This window comes from Candidatus Moraniibacteriota bacterium (genome assembly GCA_016699795.1).
Classification (GTDB): domain Bacteria; phylum Patescibacteriota; class Minisyncoccia; order Moranbacterales.
In genome coordinates this window covers 537,176-562,734 of record CP065011.1, presented here as the reverse complement: position 1 = coordinate 562,734, position 25,559 = coordinate 537,176, and the positions used below count along the sequence as shown (strand labels likewise).

General features: G+C 33.2%; 25 protein-coding genes. 8 read left to right on the top strand and 17 right to left on the bottom strand.

Annotated elements, in window-relative coordinates; all coding sequences use genetic code 11:
• From IPN70_02775 to IPN70_02740, 8 genes are all read right to left on the bottom strand, one after another.
• The gene (locus tag IPN70_02775) at positions 1-570 is read right to left on the bottom strand and encodes a PH domain-containing protein (protein ID QQS61817.1); all 570 of its coding nucleotides are present in this window, start codon (positions 568-570) and stop codon (positions 1-3) included.
• 9 nt (positions 571-579) lie between these two features.
• Positions 580-819, bottom strand: a complete 240-nt coding sequence (locus tag IPN70_02770; GenBank protein ID QQS61816.1) for a hypothetical protein — start codon at positions 817-819, stop codon at positions 580-582.
• A 27-nt stretch (positions 820-846) separates the two neighbouring features.
• Complete coding sequence (gene ruvB / locus IPN70_02765) at positions 847-1,836, bottom strand: Holliday junction branch migration DNA helicase RuvB (GenBank protein ID QQS61815.1); 990 nt, start codon at positions 1,834-1,836, stop codon at positions 847-849.
• Between the two features lie 18 nt (positions 1,837-1,854).
• The gene (locus IPN70_02760; protein ID QQS61814.1) at positions 1,855-2,367 is read right to left on the bottom strand and encodes a DUF4258 domain-containing protein; all 513 of its coding nucleotides are present in this window, start codon (positions 2,365-2,367) and stop codon (positions 1,855-1,857) included.
• 242 nt (positions 2,368-2,609) lie between these two features.
• Complete coding sequence (locus tag IPN70_02755) at positions 2,610-4,274, bottom strand: hypothetical protein (GenBank protein ID QQS61813.1); 1,665 nt, start codon at positions 4,272-4,274, stop codon at positions 2,610-2,612.
• Positions 4,271-4,738, bottom strand: coding sequence for a CBS domain-containing protein (locus IPN70_02750; protein QQS61812.1), 468 nt, complete (start codon positions 4,736-4,738; stop codon positions 4,271-4,273). Before IPN70_02750 ends, IPN70_02755 begins: the two co-directional genes overlap by 4 nt.
• 345 nt (positions 4,739-5,083) lie before the next feature.
• Positions 5,084-5,983 carry a M48 family metallopeptidase gene (locus IPN70_02745; GenBank protein ID QQS61811.1) on the bottom strand — a complete coding sequence of 300 codons (900 nt, stop codon included), beginning with the start codon at positions 5,981-5,983 and terminating at the stop codon, positions 5,084-5,086.
• A 157-nt stretch (positions 5,984-6,140) separates the two neighbouring features.
• Positions 6,141-6,698, bottom strand: coding sequence for a LemA family protein (locus IPN70_02740; GenBank protein ID QQS61810.1), 558 nt, complete (start codon positions 6,696-6,698; stop codon positions 6,141-6,143).
• Positions 6,699-6,808: 110 nt separating this feature from the next.
• Between IPN70_02740 and IPN70_02735 the strand changes: the two genes are divergently transcribed.
• Positions 6,809-7,258 carry a divergent PAP2 family protein gene (locus IPN70_02735; protein QQS61809.1) on the top strand — a complete coding sequence of 150 codons (450 nt, stop codon included), beginning with the start codon at positions 6,809-6,811 and terminating at the stop codon, positions 7,256-7,258.
• A 97-nt stretch (positions 7,259-7,355) separates the two neighbouring features.
• On the opposite strand, the gene IPN70_02730 is transcribed toward IPN70_02735, so the two are convergent.
• The 3 genes from IPN70_02730 to ruvA all read right to left on the bottom strand — a co-directional run bounded on the left by IPN70_02730 (position 7,356) and on the right by ruvA (position 10,490).
• Positions 7,356-8,648, bottom strand: coding sequence for a UDP-N-acetylmuramoyl-L-alanyl-D-glutamate--2,6-diaminopimelate ligase (locus IPN70_02730; protein ID QQS61808.1), 1,293 nt, complete (start codon positions 8,646-8,648; stop codon positions 7,356-7,358).
• Positions 8,645-9,628 carry a peptidoglycan bridge formation glycyltransferase FemA/FemB family protein gene (locus IPN70_02725; protein QQS61807.1) on the bottom strand — a complete coding sequence of 328 codons (984 nt, stop codon included), beginning with the start codon at positions 9,626-9,628 and terminating at the stop codon, positions 8,645-8,647. The genes IPN70_02730 and IPN70_02725 overlap by 4 nt, the downstream gene beginning before the upstream one ends.
• Before the next feature lie 193 nt (positions 9,629-9,821).
• The gene (gene ruvA / locus IPN70_02720; GenBank protein QQS61806.1) at positions 9,822-10,490 is read right to left on the bottom strand and encodes a Holliday junction branch migration protein RuvA; all 669 of its coding nucleotides are present in this window, start codon (positions 10,488-10,490) and stop codon (positions 9,822-9,824) included.
• Between the two features lie 52 nt (positions 10,491-10,542).
• Here ruvA and rpsT point away from each other — a divergent pair, with 52 nt between their 5' ends.
• Positions 10,543-10,821: a 30S ribosomal protein S20 gene (rpsT, locus tag IPN70_02715; protein QQS61805.1), complete on the top strand. Its 279-nt coding sequence runs from the start codon at positions 10,543-10,545 to the stop codon at positions 10,819-10,821.
• A 111-nt stretch (positions 10,822-10,932) separates the two neighbouring features.
• On the opposite strand, the gene IPN70_02710 is transcribed toward rpsT, so the two are convergent.
• From IPN70_02710 to polA, 4 genes are all read right to left on the bottom strand, one after another.
• On the bottom strand, positions 10,933-11,568 hold the full coding sequence (locus IPN70_02710; GenBank protein QQS61804.1) for a thermonuclease family protein: 636 nt from the start codon (positions 11,566-11,568) through the stop codon (positions 10,933-10,935).
• Positions 11,569-11,598: 30 nt separating this feature from the next.
• Positions 11,599-12,570 (bottom strand): DNA polymerase III subunit delta, encoded by a 972-nt coding sequence (gene holA / locus IPN70_02705; protein QQS61803.1) that lies wholly within the window; start codon positions 12,568-12,570, stop codon positions 11,599-11,601.
• 9 nt (positions 12,571-12,579) lie between these two features.
• Positions 12,580-13,848: a DUF3048 domain-containing protein gene (locus IPN70_02700; protein QQS61802.1), complete on the bottom strand. Its 1,269-nt coding sequence runs from the start codon at positions 13,846-13,848 to the stop codon at positions 12,580-12,582.
• 258 nt (positions 13,849-14,106) lie between these two features.
• The gene (gene polA, locus IPN70_02695; GenBank protein QQS61801.1) at positions 14,107-16,821 is read right to left on the bottom strand and encodes a DNA polymerase I; all 2,715 of its coding nucleotides are present in this window, start codon (positions 16,819-16,821) and stop codon (positions 14,107-14,109) included.
• 338 nt (positions 16,822-17,159) lie between these two features.
• Between polA and IPN70_02690 the strand changes: the two genes are divergently transcribed.
• From IPN70_02690 to IPN70_02665, 6 genes are all read left to right on the top strand, one after another.
• Positions 17,160-17,642 (top strand): hypothetical protein, encoded by a 483-nt coding sequence (locus IPN70_02690; GenBank protein ID QQS61800.1) that lies wholly within the window; start codon positions 17,160-17,162, stop codon positions 17,640-17,642.
• A gap of 259 nt (positions 17,643-17,901) precedes the next feature.
• Positions 17,902-18,630: a YebC/PmpR family DNA-binding transcriptional regulator gene (locus IPN70_02685; GenBank protein ID QQS61799.1), complete on the top strand. Its 729-nt coding sequence runs from the start codon at positions 17,902-17,904 to the stop codon at positions 18,628-18,630.
• Positions 18,631-18,693: 63 nt separating this feature from the next.
• Positions 18,694-19,176 (top strand): crossover junction endodeoxyribonuclease RuvC, encoded by a 483-nt coding sequence (ruvC, locus tag IPN70_02680; GenBank protein ID QQS61846.1) that lies wholly within the window; start codon positions 18,694-18,696, stop codon positions 19,174-19,176.
• A 21-nt stretch (positions 19,177-19,197) separates the two neighbouring features.
• Positions 19,198-19,845, top strand: coding sequence for a hypothetical protein (locus tag IPN70_02675; protein QQS61798.1), 648 nt, complete (start codon positions 19,198-19,200; stop codon positions 19,843-19,845).
• A gap of 9 nt (positions 19,846-19,854) precedes the next feature.
• On the top strand, positions 19,855-21,270 hold the full coding sequence (locus tag IPN70_02670) for an ATP-dependent zinc protease (protein QQS61797.1): 1,416 nt from the start codon (positions 19,855-19,857) through the stop codon (positions 21,268-21,270).
• A 92-nt stretch (positions 21,271-21,362) separates the two neighbouring features.
• Positions 21,363-23,963 (top strand): PBP1A family penicillin-binding protein, encoded by a 2,601-nt coding sequence (locus tag IPN70_02665; protein QQS61796.1) that lies wholly within the window; start codon positions 21,363-21,365, stop codon positions 23,961-23,963.
• A 114-nt stretch (positions 23,964-24,077) separates the two neighbouring features.
• Here the strand turns inward: IPN70_02665 and IPN70_02660 are convergent, their stop codons facing one another.
• Together IPN70_02660 and dnaN are read right to left on the bottom strand one after the other, a co-directional pair.
• Complete coding sequence (locus IPN70_02660) at positions 24,078-24,362, bottom strand: hypothetical protein (protein QQS61795.1); 285 nt, start codon at positions 24,360-24,362, stop codon at positions 24,078-24,080.
• Positions 24,363-24,371: 9 nt separating this feature from the next.
• Positions 24,372-25,514, bottom strand: a complete 1,143-nt coding sequence (gene dnaN / locus IPN70_02655) for a DNA polymerase III subunit beta (protein ID QQS61794.1) — start codon at positions 25,512-25,514, stop codon at positions 24,372-24,374.
• Positions 25,515-25,559 lie beyond the last annotated feature (45 nt).

The window sequence follows — 25,559 nt, the reverse complement described above, 5'->3', positions numbered from 1 at the left end:
TTATATATCAGCCGTTCCATCATCGTGAAGCAGTCTTTTCATTTCGGTAATATCTCCTCGTCTCATTCTTTTTTGCAGTGCTACAAGTTCATCCTTGATTAAATAAGGATTCCCCACATTATGAAAAATAAATCTTGGCTCAGTTCCCGCTGTTTGAATAAATACATCACCATAATTAAGAAATGTAGGAATGAGTCCTGTCACTTCCGTTGTAATGTCTTGAATTTTATTGTAGCGAAGATCGCTCACGTGGCGAAAAAAGAGTCCTTTTTGCGTAACATTCACTACGCGTCTATTCGTCATAATCCACACATCCAGATAGTAATCGATCCAGATAATACTTGCAACTAACCAAAAACAAATTCCCAAAAAAGAAGCAAAAAACCAATAAACAGAGGCTTGTATATCCAAAATAAGTGTTGAAGAAAGTATGGGAAAAAGTACAGAAAGTGCAAGTATCGCTCCTATAATAGGAAGAAACTGCATAGTAATATCAAACCAATGTCGGCGAATCACACGGATAATTTCTTCTCCATCTTCTTGACCTTTAAAATGATATGATCCTACCATATTTTTTCTTTAAGGAAATGAAATATCTGATGCATTACCGTTTCCAAGAAACTCATCCAAAGGAAGTCCAGCAAAGGAAAGTATGCTCATTATAATCAAAAAGCCTAAAACAAAAAGAAAGATAGTAATTTGAAGATTGGCAAATCCACTATGAGTATTGTATTGACGCAAATGATACACGATAAATAAAGCAAAAATACCCACAATAAGAAGAAAAAAAACAAAGAAAGAAGAAATAAGTAGTATCATATAAGAATTCTACCAAAGAATTACCATTTATTTCAAGACCCGTTTTCCTAAATGAAGAAGACAAGCCTCTGTAACCATACGCCCTCTCGAAGTTCGTTCCAAAAAACCAAGCTTCATAAGATAGGGCTCATAAACATCTTCGATCGTTTGTACCTCTTCAGACGTTGCAGCAGCTATTGTTTGTACCCCCACAGGACCACCTCCAAATTTTGTAATAATTGCATCAAGGATTCTTCGATCTGATGGATCTAAACCTATTTCATCAATTTCTAACATATCTAAGGCTCTTTTTGCAATATCTTGAGTAATAATAGGAGCATCCTCTATTTGAGCCACATCTCGAACTCTTTTGAGCAATCTATTAGCTATTCTTGGGGTACAACGAGAACATTTAGCAATAATTGATTTTCCTTCAGAATCCACTCTTACTCCGAGTATCTTCCCAGCTCTTTCAAGTATTTCTTCTACTTCATAGGTTTCATAAAATTCCAATCGATGCACAATACCAAAGCGATCCCTAAGTGGTGCTGATAATGATCCTAGCCTTGTAGTTGCTCCGATTATTGTGAAATTTGGCAGATCTAATTGAAGCGTTCTAGCAGAAGGTCCTTTTCCAATAATAATATCTAGTTTATGATCCTCCATTGCTGGATAGAGTATCTCTTCTACCGTTTTATTGAGTCTGTGAATTTCATCGATAAAAAGAACGTCTCCATCATTCAAATTGGTGAGGATGGATCCAAGATCACCAATTCGCTCAATAGCAGGTCCTGAAGTTATTTTTATATTTGCATTCATCTCTCTGGCAATAATATGAGCAAGTGTTGTTTTTCCCAATCCTGGAGGACCGTACAATAATGTATGTTCGATAGGATCTCCTCGTTTTTTGGCGGCACCAATAACAATAGCAAGATTTTTCTTAATTTTTTCCTGACCCACATACTCATCAAAATTTCTCGGTCTCAACGTTATTTCGATTTTCTCTTCTTCGGGTTGTTGTGATGAATCTGTTATCATACGCTCAAGTATACCACATCATCGAAATTTTCGAATTTCTTTCAAAATATCTTGTGGAATAGGATCTCTTTTTGGACTTTCTCCTGGATATTTCCAAGTACTAATAATGCACAATTTTTTTCCTCTATAACTCATATCCCTTTCTATCAAAAAAGCTTCTTGTCGCTCCAAACGAAATTTCTGAGCAGGTGACATCGTCTGAGATTTAAAAGATGATGTTTGAAATTTTACCTTATTTTTCTTATAAAAATTCCCATAACTCAATTCTGAATTTCCATTATTTGAGCCGTAAAAGCCAGAATCTTCTTTATGAGATTTCTGTTTTCCATTAAAAGTCTTTACCTCATACATAACCCAAACTTCGTATTTATTTTTGGATGTTCCAGAAATCTGCATAGATGCGATCATTCCAGGAACAATACCTTTTTCCACTCTTTCAGGGTTTCGTATCACTCTTTTGATTCGTTGTTCACTTAAACCGTATTGTTTCATCTTAAATTGACTATGCCGTGTCCAAAGATATTGCTCCATAATTTTCTTTTGCCCTTTTCCCTCTCCAGATATTCTTTTTTTCAACCTTCAAACCATCTTCTTATGAGAAATTTAAATATCTTATCTGACACTTTGTCAATAATTTTCTCCACTTAAAAATGTTATTTTTCTAAAAAACTTTCAAAATATCCTTCTTTTCAAGAAGTTTTTCGTATTAAAAATTTTTGCAAAAGATTAGTATCTACCAAAAATACCTACAGCATCTTTATTGAAGTTTCTTTTCAACTAAGATTTATAACACGAATAGGAGTTTTGGTTGTAAAATTCCCAAACCATTCTTTAAATTCTTGTACCATTCTCCATTGAAACATATACTCTCCACTTTCTTTTGGTGCTGTTACAATAAATATAAAATGTTTTGTTTGTCCTGGAGCTACCACTTCTTCAGGAGTAAGAAATATTCTTCCTCCCCAAAGATTATTATCTTGAGGACTTTGTGAACCAAGTGCATATTTCTCAGTATTAGTCCACGATGCTTTTCCTGAATTTTTTAAAGAAAGAGAAATAGTATATTTTTGCCCCGCTATCATTTCTTGAGGTACAATCTGTGAAATAAATACGGCGTCATTCGTTTGAACTTCTTTATTTTCCGGAATAACTTCCTTGTTTACAAGAATAAACTCTTCATCCTCACGCAAGGCAAGAATATTATTAATAGCATTCTCATCTTGACAGCCTAAATTATTATCCGGGGAATAAAAATTTTCTTTTGGCCCATAACACCCTCCATTATTATCCTTTGCGACTACTGCAAGCATCGGTAAGAGAAATCCCATCTCCTTCTCTCGAAAAAAATTATAAAGATTTCTAAGTGTTTTTTTTCTTACATTTTGATCCATCCTTGCAAAAATACTCATATCATCTGTTTTGTCCCCACGCCAATCTAAATGTAAAAGTACATTATTTGCTCGAGAGGCATATCTTTCGTTCCAGAGCAATGCCCAACACCAATTTTTAAATTGGTCATTTCCCTGAAAAGAAAAACAAGGACCATTTTCAATATCACCTACAGTATTAATACCAACACCACCTTCAATATAATCAAACATCCGCAAATAAGATTCGTTTGTTATTGTGTTTGTTTGAGCTCCAATGATAATTTTTTTTCCCGTTTTTTGAGCATAATCTCTCATATCTGAAACTATATCATATGCATAAGAATCTGTATTTATTTTGTCATCTTGAAACATTATTTGACCGAAAAGAAAGCTCTGAATCCCCAAATCCATAGCTCTTTGCGTTATATGATCTAGATATTTTCGATATTCTTTTTTTGAAAAATCAGCTTTACAGGTATCAGGGCCCCAGAAACCTTCACTTCCCTCTTTGCACATTTTAGAAAAAACAAATTTTTTATTATCATCTTTATATTCCAATCTCGGATCCAACGCTTCTGCTAAAAACATCCCAAATATAAAATCCTCTCGTTTAAACTTTTTCAAATTTTCTTCTACAAGAGTAAAATTTGGATGTGCTGTCCACGTTTCCACCGCTCTATGAAGATACTGACATTCAGATCTCTCAAGCAAAAGAATGGAATTATCTGTATCATCTCCATATCCAGATAAGACACCGTCAGCGATACATCCTTTATACTTAATGATATCCATTGAAATTTCTTTTCCCCCGTCAGTAGCATCGGATTTATTTTCAATTCGTATCGTTATAAGCCATAAAGTTGTAACGATAATTCCCGCGATAAAAGCCAAAAGAAAAACTACTTGCCAAGCGCGTATTTTATTTTTTCGAATATAAACGTAGGTATGTTTCCACCACGAATATATTTCCATAGCATCTCGATCGATAGTTCTTTCAGGAGAAAATTCTTTATTTTTAGAAAGACGTCCTTGTGACACTTTATTTAAAAATGCATTGAACTTACTCATACAATCTCGTCTTTTTGAATACTGATAAGTTTTAGTAAATCCGTTCGTGTAACAATACCAATCATCTTTTTATCTTTATCTACAACAGGAAGTGTGTGATAATTTGTTTCTTGAAAAAAGGAAAGAAGATCTGAAAGACTCATCGTTTCATCTACAGTAATACATTGTGAAGTCATGATATCTTTTGCCTTTGCTTGTATAACACGTTTAAGGAAGCCCTTCTTTTTCGAATGCATGGGGCCAACCGTATCGATATCTTGTAAAAAAGTTATAAAAGAGGGGAGAAAAATATTAGTTCCACGCACATAAAAATCTGTTTCCGTTATAATTCCGATAAGCCTTCCTTCTTCAAGTACAGGCACTCCATGAAATCGATTCTTAGACATTATAGTAGCTACTTCTGAAACTGAAGTATCTGAAGAAATAGAGACTACTTCTCTTGTCATTATATCTTGAACTTTCATAAAGTGATTTTTATTATTAGCATAAAGCCCTTTCCTCCAATGGAATCCTCATTCCATTATATCAAGTTACTATGTTTTTGTAACGTTGTTTGTTTTTGTAATTATTTGGAATTTATTTACACCTTTGTTTTACGGTAGACATTCTATAATTTCTAAGATGCATTAAGAAAAAAGTTGAAGATTGTCAGAATATTTTGAAAAAATTTTATTAATTAGTAGTTACAATTTTAACTAATAAAATTATATTTCTTCTTTACTTTACCAAGAATATACACTCATTCTTCTTTTAATCTTAACAAAAACCAAAAAAAGCTAGATCTCTCTTTGCACAACTTTTCCTATTTATTATACATCTTTTCCTCCACGTAATTGTTGTATGCGGTCTTCTACTGGAGGATGCGTCATAAAAAGTTTTGATATTTTACTCCCCTTAAAAGGATTCGCTATAAAAAGATGTGCTGTGGCTCGATTTGCTCTGTCCAAAGGCTTAGGATCTGAAGAAATTTTTTCAAGAGCACTTGCAAGTCCTTCGGGATAACGAGTAAGAAGCGCTCCACTTGCATCAGCAAGAAACTCCCGTTTTCGAGAAATGGCCAGTTGCAATAACATCGCCGTAAGAGGGGCTAATAACCAAAAAACTATCGCTATAATCATAAAGATAAGCTGAACTCTTCCATCTTGACCTCCGCTATTTCGACGATTTCCACCCCAAAAAGCCCATCGTCCGAAAAAATCAGCCAAAAGAGTTACAAAACCAACAAGAATAACAACAACGGTAGATAAAAGTATGTCTTTATTTTTTATATGAGAGAGTTCATGAGCCACAACACCTTCCAACTCAAGTTTTTCGAGACGCTCAAGAATCCCTGTAGTAAAGGCTATAGCGCTATGATCCGGATTCCTTCCTGTGGCGAAAGCATTGAGAGCACTGTCTTGTATTACATATATCTTTGGAATAGGAATGCCTGCGGTTATACACAAGTTTTCCACAATAGTATATATTTCACGAGCATTTTCTCTTGTCACCTCTTTTGCTCCGCTCATAGAAAGAACAATCGAGTCGCTCCACCAATAAGATCCGAAACTCATCACTACAGAAAAAATAACAGCAAAATATAAAATTCCACTTGATTGCATCGCTTGAGAAAATACATATCCAACACCGATTACGAAAACTAAAAAGCCTGTGATATATATCCACGTAAGACGAACATTCTTATCTGCTTGAGTATAAAGAGTTGCCATACTTGAAATACAAGATCATAAACTAAAACTTCTAGAAAAAATAATATCAAAATTAATTTCTGCTAAAAATAGCTTTCATCATTTTTTCTTTATACACTCTTCATTAACTCCTCTTTTTATTCAGATTGAGTTACTATTTTTTGTTTTGGGTATTTTCTTAAAACTTTACCTCAACTGGTTTTTTCGCTTCTTCCTCTTCATCCCCAAGATCAAAAAATTCTCGTTTTGTAAAAGAAAACATATTCGCAATAATATTTGTAGGAACCGTTTCAATCTTCGTGTTATAATCTCTCACATTTCCATTATAAAATCTCCTTGATGCCTGAATTTTATTTTCAGTATCCGCGAGCTCTTTTTGAAGCTCTAAAAAATTTTGATTTGCCTTAAGATCAGGATAATTTTCTGAAACAGCAAATAAACTTTTGAGGGTATCTGAAAGAAAATTTTCCGCTTTAGCATGCTCTTCAGGAGTAGATGCTTGCATAGCCTGAGACCTGGCTTGAGTTACATTTTCAAAAGTTTCTTTTTCATGAGTTGCATACCCTTTTACTGTATTAACTAGATTGGGTATAAGATCATATCTTCGTTTCATTTGAACCTCGATATCACTCCATGCTTCTTCTACACGATTTCGAAATGCTATAAGTCCATTATAAGAAAAAACAGCCCAAAAAACGAAAAGCCCAATGATACCTAAAACAATAATACCTGTCATATATTTTTTTTACTCATTACTTTTTAAGTATAGATGAGTTATTGCCTCATGACAATACTTTTCAAATACTGTAAACTATAAAGATAATCAAAAAATAATTTTTTTTCTTTATGGATTTCTTCTCTCTTTTGGATTCTTGGGCTGTATTTCTCATTCCCATTGCTGTAGGAACAATAACACAAGCTATAAAATTCATTGTCTATTCACTCAAACATGGATGGAATCCCCAATATGCCTTCACCCATGGACATATGCCGAGTGCTCATACAGCATTTGTAACTTCTTTAGTAACTTCAGTTGGTTGGTATGCTGGTATGGATTCTGGCGCCTTCGCTATTTCTATCATTCTTGCTGTTATTGTTATTGATGATGCTGTTCGTCTTCGTATGTATATGGGTGATCAGGGGCGTTATCTCAACATGCTTATTCGCCAACTTGATATAGACGAAGAACATTTCCCTCGTCTTAAAGAACGTATCGGCCATCGCATTAGTGAAGTTATTATTGGAGGAATTTTTGGTTCACTCCTAGCCTTCTTCTTTATTTTTCTTCTTGCTTAGTGATTGATTCTAAAGACTTGGTTCATTCTCATTTGAGAACATATACCCTCTATTTTCGAACAAAAATTTTGAAACCCTCACTATCAAAATTGAATTTTTATTTCGAAGAAAGTTTATGTAGTTTCTTAGGAGAGGAAAGGATTTTTTCTACAACACGTTTATCATTCCATGGAATCATTTTTCCACAAACATTCATTGTTTCTTCAGCACCTTTTCCTGTAATCACAACAAAATCATTATTTTTTGCCATTTCTAAAGCCTTTTTAATAGCTTCTTTTCGATCAAAAATTCGAAAGAGATTTTCTCCTTTTCTTTTTTTCTGTATACCCACTTCTATTTCATCGATAATTCGTTCTGGATTTTCCCAATAGGGATCTTCATTAGTAAGAATAATTATATCAGCATATTCATCTACAATAGATCCCATTAAGGGTCGTTTTCCTCGATCACGATCTCCACAAGCACCAAACACTGAGATAATTCTTGCATACCCTTTTGATTTTGTTATGAGTGAGTACACTTGATTCAAGGCTTCGAGGGTAACGGCATAATCAATAAGAATTACAATACCTCGATCATTTGAAATCATTTCCATTCTTCCAGAAATTTCCGATATTTCTGAAAGAGCCTCAGCACAATTTTGTAAATTTATCTCCAAAGCATTTGCTGTAGCAATTGCTGCCAAAGCATTTTCAATATTAAATATTCCTGGAATATGCAATGTAAATAATTGTTCCTTAATTAAAAAAGTTGATCCCTTGAAGTGGTCTTGTATATTTTTTGCCTGGATATATTCTTCATTTCCTTTTCGACTTTTCACTTTAATTCCGTATGTTATTTTTTTCTTAGCAAAAACATGTAAAAAATCTTCAATATCTGAAAGGGTTTCATTAAGGATGATGGTATGTGCCTTCTTAAAAAGCTTCTTTTTAGCCTCTCTATAAGAATGCATCGTTTTGTGATAATCGAGATGTTCTCTAGTAATATTAGTAAGAACTGCACTATCAAAATGAATTCCCCATAAACGATTCTGATCAAGCGCATGTGAGGAAACCTCGATAATTACATATTCACATTTTTTTTCATAAGCACGTGCTAAAAATTTTTGTACCTCAAATGATGATTGTGTCGTAAATTTCGTTTTATTTATCTCCTCTTCTCCATTTATACGGAAATTAATAGTTGACGCTAAAGCAACCCGATACCCAGATTTCTCCAAAATTTTAGCAATCATGTTAGCAGTTGTTGTTTTTCCATCCGTTCCAGTTATTCCAATAATTTTAAGTTTTTTACTAGGAAAACCATACCAATAGGAAGCTATTCCAGCCTGAATAAGGTGATATATATTTTTTATCGATTGAGGGATGAGATTTTTAAGAAAATGTTTCATACGAGCTTTCGAAGTTTATTTATTATTCGATACACTCTATACTTCCAAGGACTTAAAACAATATCATACGTCCCAGGAAATTGTATTGATTCGGTCTTACAACAAAAACCTTGCTTGAACAATGTAATTCCAGACCAATCATTTAAATTTTGAGGATTTTTAATTTTAGATTCTTGAACTTCTTTTTTTGAAAACTCCGTAGACACTCCTCCAAAATCATACCATAAACATCCTCGCTCCTTAGCGTCTTGCATAGCTTTCCATTGAAGCAAGAATGGTGCCATCACATTTCGATATTCATTACCTGATCCACCATGGAGGTAGATCGCTCCACCATTCAAAAATATCATCATATGAGAAGCTATAATTTTTCCCTCATAAAAAGCATTGTATAGCATAGCTGAATCACCAAAGACATTAAATATTTTTCTATAATGCTCTTTTGTGTGTGGTCGTATACCAGCACGCTTAGCTGTTATATAAACAAGTTCAATGAAACGGTCTTGATATTTTTTTTCATTGGAAACTATTATTTGCACTCCTTTCTTTTGAGCTAGTCGGATATTATATCGAGTTTTAGACTTCATTTCACTAAGTAACATCTCCTCTGTTTTAGAAATATTCATTACCAGAATTTCTTTTGGTTGTACATTTTTTGAAGCTGCATACATTTTTATATTTTTTGGCAAAGTCTTTTCAAAAAGTCTTCGAGTATTCTCATCTTCTGGTTCTATGCGAATCCATCCAAAACCTTTTCTTTTTATTTCCACAAGTAAAGTCGGGATATATTCTTTTTCAAAAATAGGCCCCCTTGGAGAATATGCGTATTTTCCTACCAAAGGTAATTTTTGTACTATAAACAAATTTTCTTTAATGCGAAAAGTTTCATTTCCAAGTAATTGTTGAAATTGTTCCCATTCAAAAGATTGGAGAAATTTTTGTTCTATATTTTTATTTGAAACCTGTGTATCAACATTCATATCTTTTTTATTATTCCTGAAAACACGCATTCTCTACATTTTGATTCATTATTTTTTTAAAGCTCCTCTCTATATTTTCCACGCTATTTTTATCCAATAGACTAGTCCTGTGTAGAATTTTATTTAAAAAATACTTTATTTTAAGAATAATTCAACATTTATGCGTATATTCTTATTTTCTCGCAATTTCAAATTATGAATTACGATTCCCGAGATTTCTAAGCGCTCTCTTCACCCGATCTCCAACATCAGTTATTTCTTTGGGAATATCCTTAAGAACATCACGAGCATCACTAACGGAATATCCCATTGCCATAAGCGCGTCAATAGCATCCGTATCTTGTGACGTTCTTTTTTCACCTGAAAACCCCATTTTTTCAACCTTACTCTTCAAGTCCAAGACAATTCTTCCTGCAATTTTTTTCCCAATACCTGAAACTCGAGTAAGAATAGAAACATCTTCATTAATTACAGCACTTTGTAATGTTGCTGGATCCGCAACGGACAAAATTGAAAGAGCCGCTTTCGGTCCTACTCCAGAAACACCTATAAGAAATTCAAACATTGTAAGCTCTTCTTCATCCAAAAAACCATAAAGCGCCAATATATCTTCTCGAACATGTGTATAAATATAAAGAAAAACTGTTTCTACCATAGAAATTTTTCCCAAAGCATACTGAGTAACAAAAACACGATATCCAATACCTCCTATGGATATAATAACCGACTCCCCTCGAATACTTTCCACTCGCCCATGCAATGTAGCTATCATAGAAACGCTTTTTATCAATAAATCTTTTCTCATACTATCACTTTTTCCTCTCTCTTGCCAAAAAACTAATCCTATGCTAAAAATATTCATAGCGAATCTTTGTCGTTTTATTTTTAGTATATAATTTTTCAATTTAAATCCTATGCCTATAAAGCAATCTGCTAAGAAATATGTTCGTGTAACCGATGCAAAGACGGAAAAGAATAAGAAAATTGTTGGTATATTTCGAAACGCTCTCAAAAAGACTCGAGAAGCTGTAACGGGTCAAAATCTTGAAGAAGCAAAAGAATGGCTTAAAAAGGCTATAAAAGGGATAGATAAGGCTGTAGCAAAAAAGGTATTAAAGAAAAATACCGCTGCTCGAAAGAAATCTCGTATAAATGCTACCGTAAAAAAAGCTGTTTTATCAGAAAAAAAATAGTTTTTTCTTTTTTACATGAATTTAAAAAAATCGCCATACGGCGGTTTTTTTTCTTCCTTCTTGACAAAAATATTCTCAAAAAAAGTGGTAGTAATGTGAATTAAAATTATTTTATTTTTTTATATCTCCATTACATACATTCTCATTCCACAAACCCTTCTTTTCTTTTCTTGCGAATAAAGAGGCTTCTTTGAAATCTTTTTGATATTTATAAGGATTGCTCTCATATGTGTATTCATAAGCATATCCTTCTTTTATAAGAAAAAGGTTAAGTAATGTTCCGTCTTCCAAATAAACATACCGAAGAAGTCTCTTGTATTTATCTCTTTCACTTTGCGTGGTATCAATTTCAAGACGAACACTTTTTCCCGCAAGTAATTCTTTTACTTTCTCACTTGCTTCTTTTCCAAAGCATTCCACTTCTTTTCTTGGATCCACTGTTTCCGGGGTATTTATTCCAATAAGCCGAACAGTTTCAACTTTATCATTCATAAAAACTTTTACAGTATCTCCGTCCACCACGTTTTTTACCTTATATAAAGTAGTGTCTTCTTCTCTACCATCCCCCTTTATTTTTCCTTCATCCAAAAAAGAAAAGAGGATTTCTTGTATTTCTAGCCAAGTCTCTTGTAAAGTAAATTGCCCAATAAAATCTTTACTTATTTTCTCCTCTCTTTGAAAAAAAACACTAAAAACTACAAAGAGTATCCCGATTAAAAAATAAAGTTTTTTTCTATTTTTTATCATCTTTTTCTATAGTTATTTGGAGTGTCATTTTTATGCTCTAGAAATAAATTCTTCTATCGCTGCTTTCACATGAATCTTCCCGCTCTTAATTGCCCTATCAAATCGAGCAAGAATTTGTATCATACTTTTAGCTCTCTGAAGGGATATTTTTGATCTTCCTTGTATAGTTTTTTGTGCTACATAAGGATGAACTCTTGCTTTACTTGCAATCTCATAATAGTTATGAATATTCTCTTCTTCATAAAGAGAAATAATTCTTGCACAGTTATTTACATGATAAAAAAGCATAGCAAAGATTTGTTCTGGTGGTATCTCTTGATCATATTGTTCACTCAAAAGATCAAAAGATAATCCTCGATTACCCGACCCCAAACTATCTAAAAGATCAAAAATTGCTGATGATGGAGTTCTTGCAATATAACGATTCGTATCTTCTTTTGTTATATATTTCTTTTCATCACAGATCAAAGAAAGTTTTTCAACTTCATGAATAAAACGAAAGAGATCACCCATTGATTGCTTTAAAATATACAAAAGTGCGTCTTCTTCAAAACGAAAATCAGGATACTGCTTAGAACAATATTGTTTTGCCCAAAGAGTGAGATCTTTTTCTTTAAGAAGAAAAAATTCTTCCGCTAGCGCAGCTTTTTTCTTAAGTATTTTAAAGATACGAAAAACTTTATTCACTGCGGTTTCCCGAATAATAATCATTCTTTCCTCATTATCATTATATTCTTTGGCAAAAAAATCAGCTAAAGCATCCCTATTATTTTTAGGAAGAGAAAAAAAACCACGAATACAAATGCATGTTTTCACATTGAAAAGATCTCTCGTTGTAAGAATGGTTTTGAATTTAGAAATAACATCTTCTTCATTCCATTCTTCTACATCAATATGACGAATACCCGAAGAAGAACCTCCTTCAGATAAAAAACGCTCCTGGAAAAGGAGCTGTTTTTCTTGGGATCGATACGCGTCTGGTCCGTACAAAAAAACTAACATAACTATTATTTATTCAGTAGTTCCAGAACCTGCTTCAGCGTTTGTATTTTCCTGTACTGGACTTGCTTCTTCTGATTTTACTGTCCAACGAAGAGCTTGTCCTGGCTCCAAAACATCTACCCAGACCTGCCCAACAACAAAAGGAATTTCTTTTCCAGCCTCATCGTAAAAATATAACTTACTGTTAATATCTTCCTTATTTTTCTTCCATGTTCCTCGAAATTCTTTACCGTTCATATAATAAAATGCTTGTCCTGTATCCACAGTATCAAACCAAGGATCTCCGAACTCAAGATTATTATATCTACCCACTCCTGATCCTATTCCATCACGATGATCTTCAGGAACGAGATCCCATGGATTATCCACACCTCTTGCGACATAATCTGTGGAAAGATTAATTTGTTCTGATTTTGCTATCAAAACAACAACATTTTTTGGAGCTATGCGATTTCCATTATTTCTATCTTTATCTGCTATTTCATTCCAAAAACGAATATATGAATTTGATTCTTTATCGTATTCATATTCCACATCATATGGATTAGCAAATGCCACACGAAGATTTCCTCCTTCAGGCCTTTCTTCTAGAGGTGCATCTAATTGGTGAGGGTATCCTTCGAAATTCGTATCTTTTCTATATCCAAGATCTTGAATTCCTGAAAGAAGTGCCTCACTTTTAACATGACCAGAGTCTTCCATGCGCATAACAGGATCATTTTCCCAGTCCCAACGATCACAATATTTTCCCGAATACACTAAACAATCAATATTATCGATAACACCTTTTTTAAGTATTTCAAGGGCAAAAACGGAACCTCCCCAATGAACAAAAATTGCATCCAAACCTTTGGCAATGTGAATATAATCATGTCGAGAACTTCGCATCGCTCCTATTTCTTTAGGAATATTACAAACATAAACACCCATAAGTCGAGTTACACTTGAGGTATATGCTGGTAATTCAAATACCATATCAGCCTCAGAAAATCCTGCGGCTGGTCGAGCTTGCATATCGGAAGGTTGCATAACAGCGACAGGTCGCTTATTCCAATTTTCACATTCTTCTCCAGAAAGCGGGCTTCGATTTCCCTCTACTAAACGAACAGTTTCTTTTGTGCTACTTTGTTCAACTTTTTGTCGAACTTCATCTGTTCTACTTTTTCGAAGCATCTCTCGAAAGAAAAGAAAATAACTCAAAATAAAAATTATAAGAACAACTATTCCTGTAATAATAGCCTTTTTTCTAAGAGCGTCTGAACCTTCAAATATACTCATATATAATTTTTTTAATAACAAAAAATAGAACGCTTTTTACTATACCATTGAAGTAATTTTCAGACAAACTTTCAGCTAAATTTTTTGTGTGTATTTTTATAAGACTATTACCAATCTCCTTTCGTAAATGAAATTTTCAAATTCGCGAAAATTATGAAAATTTATAAGAAATATCTGGATATTTTGTTAAATTTTCATCAAATCTACAGTGAAAAATTTTGAAATTTCGGTAGAAAATGGAAATTAGCAATAGTCCTTTTATATTTCACTCCAATTTTTTCCCATAGCTATATCAACTACAAGTGGTACACGGAGAGGATACACATCCTGCATTCTTATTTTTATTTGATGAGAAAATTCTTCTTTCAAAGATTCTGGTAATTCAAAAATAAGTTCATCATGAATTTGAAGGATCATTCTGATTTCCCCTTTATATTTTTGAACAACCTCATCGGAAGCAATCATAGCAAGTTTCATAATATCAGCAGCAAGTCCTTGAATAGGAAGATTAATAGCCATACGTTCTCCAGAAGCAACAATTTGTGCGTTATCCGAACGAATTTCAGGAACATATCGACGTCTTCCGAGTTCTGTTTCTACATAACCCCGCTCTTTTGTTTGAATCTTGATATCCTCTAGATAACTTGCTAATCCTGAAAATTTTTTCTTATACGCCTCAATAAATTCTTGAGCCTCTTTTCGGGAAACCCCAGCGGCATTCATAAAACCAAAAGTGCCCATACCATAAAGAACTCCGAAGTTTAAAACTTTTGCCTGTCTACGCATAGCTGTAGTAACCTCATTTAAACTTACTCCAAATACTTCACTTGCTGTAGCAGTATGAATATCTTCTCCTTTTAAGAAAGCATCCATCATTTTTTTATCTTCACTTACATGAGCTGCGCATCGTAAATCTATCTGTGAATAATCCGCTCCTACTAAAATTTTTCCTTCTTCCGCGACAAAAGCTGTTCGGAGAAGTTTACCAAGTTTTGTTCGTATGGGAATGTTTTGTAAATTAGGCTCTGAAGAAGAAAGTCTTCCTGTTGCTGTCACTGCTTGATTAAATGTTGTCCGCAACCTTCCATCACTTCCCACAAGGTTAGGTAAAACATCCACGTATGTTGTTTTTAACTTAAATAATTCTCGGTATTCTTCAATCTTCGAGGCTATTGGATATTTTTTCTTTAATTTCTGAAGCTCGCTCGATGCAGTAGAATATCCCGATTTGGTTTTTTTTATATTTTTCGTATCCACCAATAAATACTCAAAAAGAATTTCGCGAAGTTGTTTTGTAGAATTAATATTAAATTCACGACCAGTAAAATCATAAATATTTTGACGAATTTGTGCTATATCTTCTTCTAATTTTTGAGACACTCGCGAAAAAACATTTTTATCAAAACCTATACCCGAGCGTTCCATCTCTGCTAGAATTCGAGCAAGTGGAGTTTCTAACAAATGAAGTACATGATCCAAAGATGCTTTTGGTTTTTTTTCTTGACTTTCTTCTTGTATTTTTTTTACAAGAACTTCATAAAGTTGAGCAACACTTTGCGCTTTAAAACAAATCATTTCTTGAGCTGGTGTTAATTTTTCTTTTTCTTCAAAAACAAAAAGAGTTTCTTGTGCTCGCGAGAATTCACTCATTTGACCTAACTCTGATAAAAGTAAATGTTCAAGAGAAAGATTTCCTCCCCCAAAAAGAACGTACGCCATCAATAAAATATCCTGTATATTCGTTGTGGGCAATTGCATACCCAAACAAAAAGCGATATGAAAGGCATCTTTTAAATTATAAGTTATTTTAATACTATCTTTTATCAAAAATAAAGACTCTATTTTTTCTTGATTTTCCTTCTCCCAGGGAATATAAACACAAAGTTCTTTCGTATAAAGACCTAAACCTTCCACGTTTGCACTACGAGAAGAGGCTCCTTTCCACAAAAATTCAAAAGTAAACAATTTCGTTTTTCTGATACTTTTTTCTATAGAATCCCAATCCTCTTGACAGATAATTTTTTGAAATTTTTTCTTATGTATTTTTTTCGAAGCGTTTGTTTTTTTATTTTCTATCTCTTTATCTTGTGAAGATCCTCCCAATCTTTTAATAAGGGAGAAGAAACCAAAATGTATAAAATGTGAACGTATTTTTTCTTGTACAATTTGAGAAAATGAAAATTTACAAGAATCCCAATCAACACTTTCCACGCTGTCTATTCGTATCGTACCCAAATCTTTAGATTGAAATGCAATATCTTTATCTCGAGAAAGTCTTTCTCTTGTAGTAAGAGAAATTTCATTAAGATGTTCGTATATATTCTCAAGAGTTCCATATCGGACCAAAAGATCACTCGCAGTTTTTGGTCCGATTCCAGAAACCCCTGGAATATTATCCGAGGAATCCCCAGCAAGTCCCTTATAATCAGGAATTTTTTCTGGAGAAAATCCATATTTCTCTATTACTTTTTCACTATCAAAAAGAACGGTGTCTTTTATCCCCCTTCGCATAGTAAATACTTTTATATTACTATCCACTAGCTGTAAAGCATCATTATCTCCCGTAACAATTATAACTCTAAATCCTTTTTTTGAAGCTAATTTCGCTATACTTCCAATCATATCATCCGCCTCAAATCCTTTTTTTTCATAAATAGGAATATCAAAAGCTCGAACAACTTCTTTTACCAAAGGAATTTGGGCATACAATTCATCAGGCGCTTTTACTCTTTTTGCTTTATACCCTTCGTAAGCTTCATGTCTAAACGTAGGTCCAGAAAGATCGAATGAGGCTACTACATGGGTAGGTTGAAACTTTTCAATAACCGAAAGAAGTGTCATGGAAAACCCATATACAGCATTAACAATCCTACCATCTTTTGTTGTAAGAGGTGGAAGAGCGTGAAACGCGCGATGGATAATAGCATTTCCATCAAGGAGGAGAAGCGTATTATTGTTTTTTTGTATAGTCATAGAGGAACATTTCATAAATAACCAGTAATGTATCTTCGCGAAAAAACTCTTCTTTATCCTTACTCTATCATTTTTTCTTACTCTTAATGTACGTCATAAAAGAAATTTCTCAAATTTCTATCCTTCTATTTTTTTCTTTTGTGTATTCAACTATAAAAGGTTTTCTCTTTATTCTCAACATCAAATCAAAAAATGTTTATTTTAAAAACACCAAAAAATATTTCGAATTGACGCTTCTTCTCTCTCAAAAAGCAAAAAACTTGCCATATATGTTTTTTTGAGTAAACTGTTACCAATAGTTCTTTCGAAGAGATCTCGCAAAAAATAGGAGGTGTTCCATGTATCAAAGAAAAAACGTAGAGCCAGGCACAGTATTTCTTTTTGAGAAAATTCTCGTTGTTGTTACAAATTTCATTGATCATTATCTGGAAAGAAAATATCCCAGATACATAGGACATGAAATTTTACTCGAGAATTCTTTTCCCCTCAATGATAGAAAACTCGGATTTCCTGGATGTTTTCGTCTCAATTCTGAATTAGATTGGGATATTCCTCTCGATAAAGACATGGAGAAATATCTTTATCGTCGCGATGGCGGGGGTAGCCCTATTCTTTTTTTTGAGACACTTAGTGTTCCTCGTCGGATAACGGAGAATAAAAAACTTTACGGAAGAATGAGTATCGGCGCACTTGCGCGAGCTGATTTACAACGCATTGCTGATGTGTGTGATGGTCGTTTTAAGTATCTTTCTCCACAAGATTTAAAATGGAGAGAAGAACACACTCAGCTCTCGAAAAATATAATAAAAGCTTTATATTAAAAGGACGTCCTTACGAAGAGGAAATTATATTATTTCCTCTTTTTCTTTGTGCAAATTTTAACATTCTTTAAAAAATTAGTTATTTTTATATTAAAAAAATTCATTACCTATATTTACATTTATGAACTTTATAATTTTCAAATACTTTATTATTTCTTATTCTCCTCTTGTCACTTAAATAGTTTGTATTGATTTTTTATAGTATTTCAAGCATTATTCTTATTATAGAATACTGTAATTAACAACTTATTATAATTGTATGTCTGGACATTCTCATTGGCATGGTATTCGCCACAAAAAAGCCATCACTGACGCAAAAAGGGCTTCTGTATTCACAAAATTTGGAAAACTTATCACTATAGCGGCTAAAGATGGTGGAGGGGATGTTTCTATGAATGTTCGTCTTCGTCTCCTTGTTGACCAGGCTCGAAGTGCGAATATGCCAAAAGAAAATATAGAAAGGGCTATAAAAAGAGGTACGGGTGAGTTAAAAGAAGGTGGGGATATACAAGAAATTGTTTATGAAGGACTTATTCCCGTTTCAGCTGGTCAGATTTCTCTTATGATTCTTGTTGCAACTGATAACAAAAATCGTGCCGTTTCTGAAATTAAAACTTTTCTCAAAAAGTCTGGGGGCCAAATGGTTCCAAATGGATCTGTTGGATACCTTTTTGATAATGTTGGTATTATTGAACTTTCTCAAGATCAAGTAGTTTCTCAAGAAGATTTGGAAATGATAATTATTGATGCTGGTGCTTCTGATATAGAAATAAGAGATGATGTTATTATTGTCTATACGGAAATAAAAAATTTAAAAACAACTCAGGAAAATCTTGTGAAAAAAAACATTTCCATACTAAGTTCTACTATCGGATATCGAAGTACTCAAAAAATCTCTCTTTCTGATGAAGAATATTCTCGCTATGAAACACTCCTTGAGCAGTTTGATGAACAAGAAGATGTTCAAAATATTTACGACAATATTTAAATATCACTTTTTCTATTGTAGTGATATTTTTGTAAAATAATGAAAAAAGAAACTTCACCTAAAATAATTATTCTTGGAATTGATCCTGGGACAGCCACTACGGGATGGGCAGTTATAGAAGTAGATATCAAACCTAAAGCTATCGCTTATGGCCACATTCAAACATCTTCTAAAAATAAAGATGTGGAAAGACTTCAAGAAATAATTTTTGATATACGAAATATTTGCAAGAAATATAAACCCCAAGAGGCTGCAATTGAGAAGCTCTTTTTTTTTAAGAACCAAAAGACTATAATAACAGTAGCACAGGCTCGAGGTGCTATACTCTTGACACTAGCTAATGAAGGTCTTAGTATCGCCGAATACACTCCGCTTCAGGTAAAACAATCGATAACGGGCTATGGTAGAGCAGAAAAGTATCAAATGCAGATAATGATAACATCTCTTTTCTCTCTTCCAGAGATACCAACCCCTGACGATACAGCCGACGCCTTAGCAATAGCGCTTTGTCATGCTCATAGTAGAAAAAATAATCCTTTCAAATAGTAAATTTTATAATTATTCACTATGGAATCATTCTATCATCCCTGGATACTCAACATAATAAGTCATAATGTCCCTGAAGAAACAGTATTACATCTCCTTCTTCTTCCTTTTGTAGTAACGCTCGTTGCTTTTTTTAGACAAGTTTTTGGAATAAAGGCTTTTGGAATTTATACGCCCACACTTATAACATTTTCTTTTCTTGTTGTTGGGGTAAAATATGGCGTTGCTATTTTTGCTACCGTTATTCTTGTTGGAATGATTTCTCGTTTCCTTCTTAAAAAATTTCGACTCCTTTATCTTCCTCGAGTAGCTATTACATTAACTTTTATTTCTTTCGTTATACTTCTCCTTTTGGCTTTAAGTGGCTCTGTTCAACGAACAGGTTTTGCTGCTATGTCTATAGCGCCTATTATCATTATGATTGCCTTAGTTGAAAAAATTATTGTTACTCAAATGGAAAAAGGAACGAAGGAAGCTTTCATTGTTTCTGGTCAAACACTCCTTATTTCTTTAGTAAGTTATTATTTTACCAGCATTCCTTCTTTTCAAACCCTTCTTTTAGCATCTCCCTGGATTGTTTTTCTTACCATTGTTCTCAATATTGCTGTAGGGAAATGGACAGGTCTACGTATTAGTGAATATTGGCGTTTTCGAGATATTTTGAAATAGTTTATTTTTATGTTCGATTTTTTTCACAAAAGCAAGTCTGTTCTTGGAATGAATGCCCGGAACCTTCATTTTATTCGACCCAATAATCTTCGAAAAGCAAGAATTTTAGCTGATAACAAACTTCTTAGTAAAAAGCTTTTTAAGAAACACGGCCTTCCTGTGCCTGATTTGATAACTTCCATAAAGACACATAAAGATCTTGAACAGTTCAATTGGGAATCTCTTCCCTCTACTTTTGTTTTAAAACCAAATAGAGGATTTGGTGGTGGTGGAATACTTGTTGTCTATGCTAAATCAAAAAAAGATCCTCTTACGTGGATAAAAGCTGATGGCTCAAAAGTGGGGATGTATGATCTAAAAGAGCATATTCATAATATTTTAGACGGATCCTTTTCCTTATCAGGAACTTCTGATACTGCTTTTTTTGAAGAACGCATGCGCCTAAGTAAAACATTTAAACCCTATACCTTTAAAGGAATTCCTGATATTCGCGTTATTGTTTTTAACAATGTTCCTGTTATGGCCATGCTCCGCCTCCCCACAAAAGAATCTGAAGGAAAAGCAAATTTACAACAAGGAGCCTTGGGATTAGGAATTGATATGGCATCTGGCGTTACCACAACAGCAGTCTATGGGAAAAAAGCTCGTCCTGTGGAATATCTTCCCGGAACAGAAATGCCTCTTTCGGGAATAAAAATTCCTCATTGGACGGAAATTCTTCATCTCGCCATAGAAGCTCAAAAAGTTTCTGGCTTAGGATTTCTTGGTGCTGACATTGCTATTGATAGAGAAAAAGGTCCAGTTTTTCTTGAATTAAACTCCCGTCCCGGTCTTCAAATTCAAGTAGCTAATCGTTCAGGACTTCGTGAACGGCTTGATCGCGTGGCAGGTTTAAAAATAAAAAGTGTGGAACATGGCACTCGCGTAGGCAAAAATCTTTTCGGAGGAGAAATCGAGGAGAGCTTGGAAGAAATCTCTGGAAGAAAAGTTATAGGAACCATGGAAATGATTCAATTATTTGGAAGAAATAATAGACAAATTGAAGTAAAGGCAAAAATAGATACTGGAGCATACTCAACATCTATAGATACAGATCTTGCAAAAAAACTTGGTTTCGAAAAAACTTTAGAGATTTTTGAAAAACTTACTGCGGATGAAATATTTAATATTCAAAATAGTAAATACGGAAGAATTTTAGAAAAACAGATTTTTGAAAAATATCATGACAAAATTCCCCATTTAGAAGATGTTTCTCTCGTTTTTTCAGCCACAGGCGTTTCTCTTCGTCCAGTAGTTCTTGTAGAGTTTATTATGAATGAAAGGAATATTGCTTCTAAATTAAATATATCAAGTCGAGAACATTTAAAATATCCTGTTCTTATTGGACGACGTGATTTAAAGAAATTTCTTATTGAAGTAAAATAAGAAGTAAAATTGTATCTCACATAGCCATTTCTCTAAAAAGAAAATTTCTTTTTAGAGAAAATATGGTTAAATATACTTTATTCTATCATTTTATGAATTATATCTTTACAAAAAAATATCTTCCCGAGAGAAAAAACTCAGTTATTAAGAAGTCTTCTTTTGAATCTTCTTCTTCAAAAAATGGAAAATTAGCACCCGAAAACAATTCTCAAAAAGAAAAAAAAGGATTTAAAATTTCATGGAAAAAATTTTTTACTATTCTTGGTATTCTTTTTGGTCTGGGTAGTATCTTTTTAATTGGAATGTTTTTTTATTTTTCAAAAGATCTCCCCTCACCAGGTCAAGTAAATGATCGAGTAATACCAGAGTCCACAAAAATTTATGATCGAACAGGTCAACATCTTCTTTATGAAATTCATGGGGAACAAAAACGAACACTTATTCCTTTTTCCGATATTCCCTCTAGTGTGAAATATGCAACGATAGTACTTGAGGATCAAGATTTTTATTACCATCGAGGTATAAAAATTGATTCCATATTAAGAGTTGCTCTTAATAATATTATAAAAATGAATATAGAACGTGGAGCCTCCACTATAACACAACAGCTCATAAAAAATTCCCTCTTGACATCTGAAAAAACATACACACGAAAAATTAAAGAGGTTATTCTTTCTCTTCGAGTAGAGCAAAAATTTTCCAAAGATGAAATACTCTCTATGTATCTTAATGAGATTCCCTACGGATCAAATGCTTATGGAATAGAATCAGCATCACAAACATTCTTTAATAAGAATGCTAAAGATTTGACACTTGACGAATCTGCGCTTCTTGCATCACTCCCCCAAGCACCCTCAACACTTTCTCCATTCGGGTCACGAACAGAGAAGCTTATCGCTAGACAACAATTAGCCTTATCCAAAATGCTAGAAAAAGGCTACATCTCCCAAGAAGAATATGAAAATTCAAAAAATATAAATACGCTTGAGAAAATAAAACCTCAGCTTCATAATATTTTTGCACCTCATTTTGTTATGTATGTAAAAGAATATCTTGAAGAAAAATATGGTGTTGAAATGCTAGAACAAGGAGGTCTTTCTGTTATCACCACACTTGATTGGGAAAAACAACAACTTGCAGAAAAAGTTGTTCGAGAAGGCGCAGAAAAAAACAAAACTTCATGGAATGCTGAGAATGCGGCACTCGTTGCTATAGATCCAAAAAATAGTCAAATAGTAGCCATGGTTGGATCAAAAGATTTTTTTAGTGAAGATATTGATGGTCAAGTAAATGTAGCTCTTCGTGATCGTCAACCAGGATCCTCCATAAAACCCTTTGTATATCTTACAGCTTTCACAAAAGGATATACACCCGAAACTATACTTTTTGATGTTGAAACACAATTTGATAATGAAAAAGAAGGTGGCTACTCTCCTCAAAATTATAATGGGACATTTAGTGGTCCTGTTCCTATGAAAGAAGCTTTAGCACAATCTTTAAATATTCCTGCCGTAAAAACTCTTTATCTTGCTGGTACAAAAGAAAGTATTAATCTTTCCAAAAGTCTTGGTATAACCTCTCTCAATAACCCTAGTCGCTATGGCCTCTCTCTTGTTCTTGGTGGTGGAGAAGTAAAACTTCTTGATCATACTCATGCTTATGCGACATTAGCATCGGGTGGTATTCGACGTGAAAAAACATCTATTCTTCGAGTTGTTACGAAAGATAATAAAATCCTAGAAGAATTTACATCTTCTCAAGGTGTTCGTGTTGTAGAGGAAGAATACGTCGCTATGTTAGATCATGTTCTTTCAACTAATGCATACCGATCCCCTGTATTTGGAGAAAAAAACTTTCTTCGTTTTGATAATTATCAAGTCGCTGCAAAAACAGGAACAACGAATGAATTCAGAGATGCTTGGACAATGGGTTATACACCAACACTTTCTGTTGGTGTTTGGGTTGGTAATAATGATAATCGTTCTATGAAAATAGGTGCTGATGGTAGCGTTATCGCCGCGCCTATTTGGCGTTCTTTTCTTGAGGAAGTTTTAAAAAATACAAATAAGGAGTCTTTTCCAGAATACGATAAAGAAAAATTTAAAAGAGAAAAAGATATTCTTAATGGTGAGCTCTCTATAAAAGAAAATGTGAAAGTTTGTAAAATACCAGGAAAAAAGGATAAATATTGTCTTGCTAATAAATATTGTACTGACAATAATGATGAAGAAAAAAAAGATTTTGCTAACGCACATACCATACTTTATTTTGTTGATATTAAAGATCCTCTAGGAGAGAAACCAAAAAATCCCGAAAGTGATCCTCAATATAAAAATTGGGAAAAAGCTGTTCAGAAATATTATAAAGATGAAGATTATATTTTTGATGAAGCTCCTGAGGATGAATGTAAAAAAGATGATTTTTCTGAGTATAAACCAAAAATATCACTCTCTATCCCTAATCAAATCACACAACGATCTCTCGTTATAAGTACTGATGTAGACTCTCCTTATGATATCGATTCTATTGAATACATCGTGGATGGAAATGTAATAGAAAAAACATCCTCTAAATCAATTTCTTATTCAATACCAGAGGATAAAAATGGATCTACACTTTCTATCAAAGTTAAACTTCAAGATGAAGTAGGAAATACAGCAGAAGATGAGAAAAAAATTGAAGTGTCTTTTTAAAATTCATTTTTATTTTTTACGGGAATTATAAAGACCTATCCAAGTTTTTTGTATTTTTAATTCATAGTAAAAATTTAAAAGAGCAAATATAATTTCTTACTATCTCTTCATCATTTAAGATCGAACAAAAATTTTTTTAATAGGTTGTTCTGATTGAAAATAGTTATTACAACATTCTAGAAAAGTTTTTTTTTGTTGAAGAAATTCCCCCGCCCAAATTGATTTTTGGATTTCCAAAATAACCGTTCCATTATTCCATGAAACTGCTTTTATATTACACATTCCTTGTGCTCCAAATTGATCTTGTATACAACGAGAAACAGCAATAAGTACAGTAGACTCATCTAAAACTATTTTTCTCTTCTCGTGTGATTTTAAATAATGAGAAAGAAGTTCCATATTTCTTTTTTATTTTTTAATAGGCATGAGTACATACTGAAATCCCGAATGAATTTCATCATTTTCTCCAATCTCTCCAAGAAGAGCTGGTGATGATTCATTTACAAACACCCAACGAAATGAATCGCTAGAAAAAAGTGAGAGGGCATCACTTATATATTTCGGATTAAAAATTATCTCTTGATCAACCCCTTTAAGATAAAGGGGTTCGAGAATTGATGTATTTTTTCCTGAAATTCCACTCTTGGATTCAAATTGAACAATTTTATCTTGTGCATTTATTCGAACAATGACTTCTGAAATAACACTACTCCCAAAAACACCAGCTAATTTCATAACACGAATACAGTCTTTTGTATCCAAATCCACTATAGTATGATGAGTTTTTGGTATTATCTGAGAATAATCAGGAAAATTTCCTTTTATAAGCTGAGAAACTATCATAGTATTCTCTCCGATAAAGAAAAATATTTGCCCTTCTTCTTTTCGTATTTGAATATTTTCTTGAGAATTTGTAGGTAAACATCGCAAAAGCTCAGAAAGAGTTTTGAGAGGTATGATAATATCTTCTTCCTCTTTACTATTATTTTTCTCATAAGGACATAGAACCTCTAGAAGGCGAAATCCGTCCGTTGAAACAAAAACCATAGACTCTTTCAAGAAACGAACAAAAACCCCGGAGAACTCAATTCTAACATCATTAGGAGCTATACAAACCATAGCCTGTGTTATTCTTTTTCGAAATTCAGAAAGAGAAACTTCCCAACAAAATTCCCTCTCTTGATTTTCTGGTTTTGGGATAATAGGAAAATCTTCAGCACTCAAACCCACAATAACAGCTTTATATTTTCCACTTTCTATATAAAGATCTTTTTCTTTTAATTCAAAAGTGAGGGAATTTTCTGCAGGAATATGTGAAATAAAACCGCTTATTATTTTTGCAGGAACAGTAATCTCCCCAATTTCTTCAATTTTTGCTCGAAAAGAATGATAAATACCCATTTCAAGATCTGTGCCTATAATATTTATTTTTGTTTTATCTACTTGAATGAGAATATTTTCCAAAATAGGAAGAGTTGCGTGTTTCTTTGCAATACGAGAAACGTAATGAAGTGCTTGTGCTATGTTTTCTTGAGTACAAATGAATTTCATATAAGAGAAAGATATAAGAATTATATATATTAATACTTATTACTA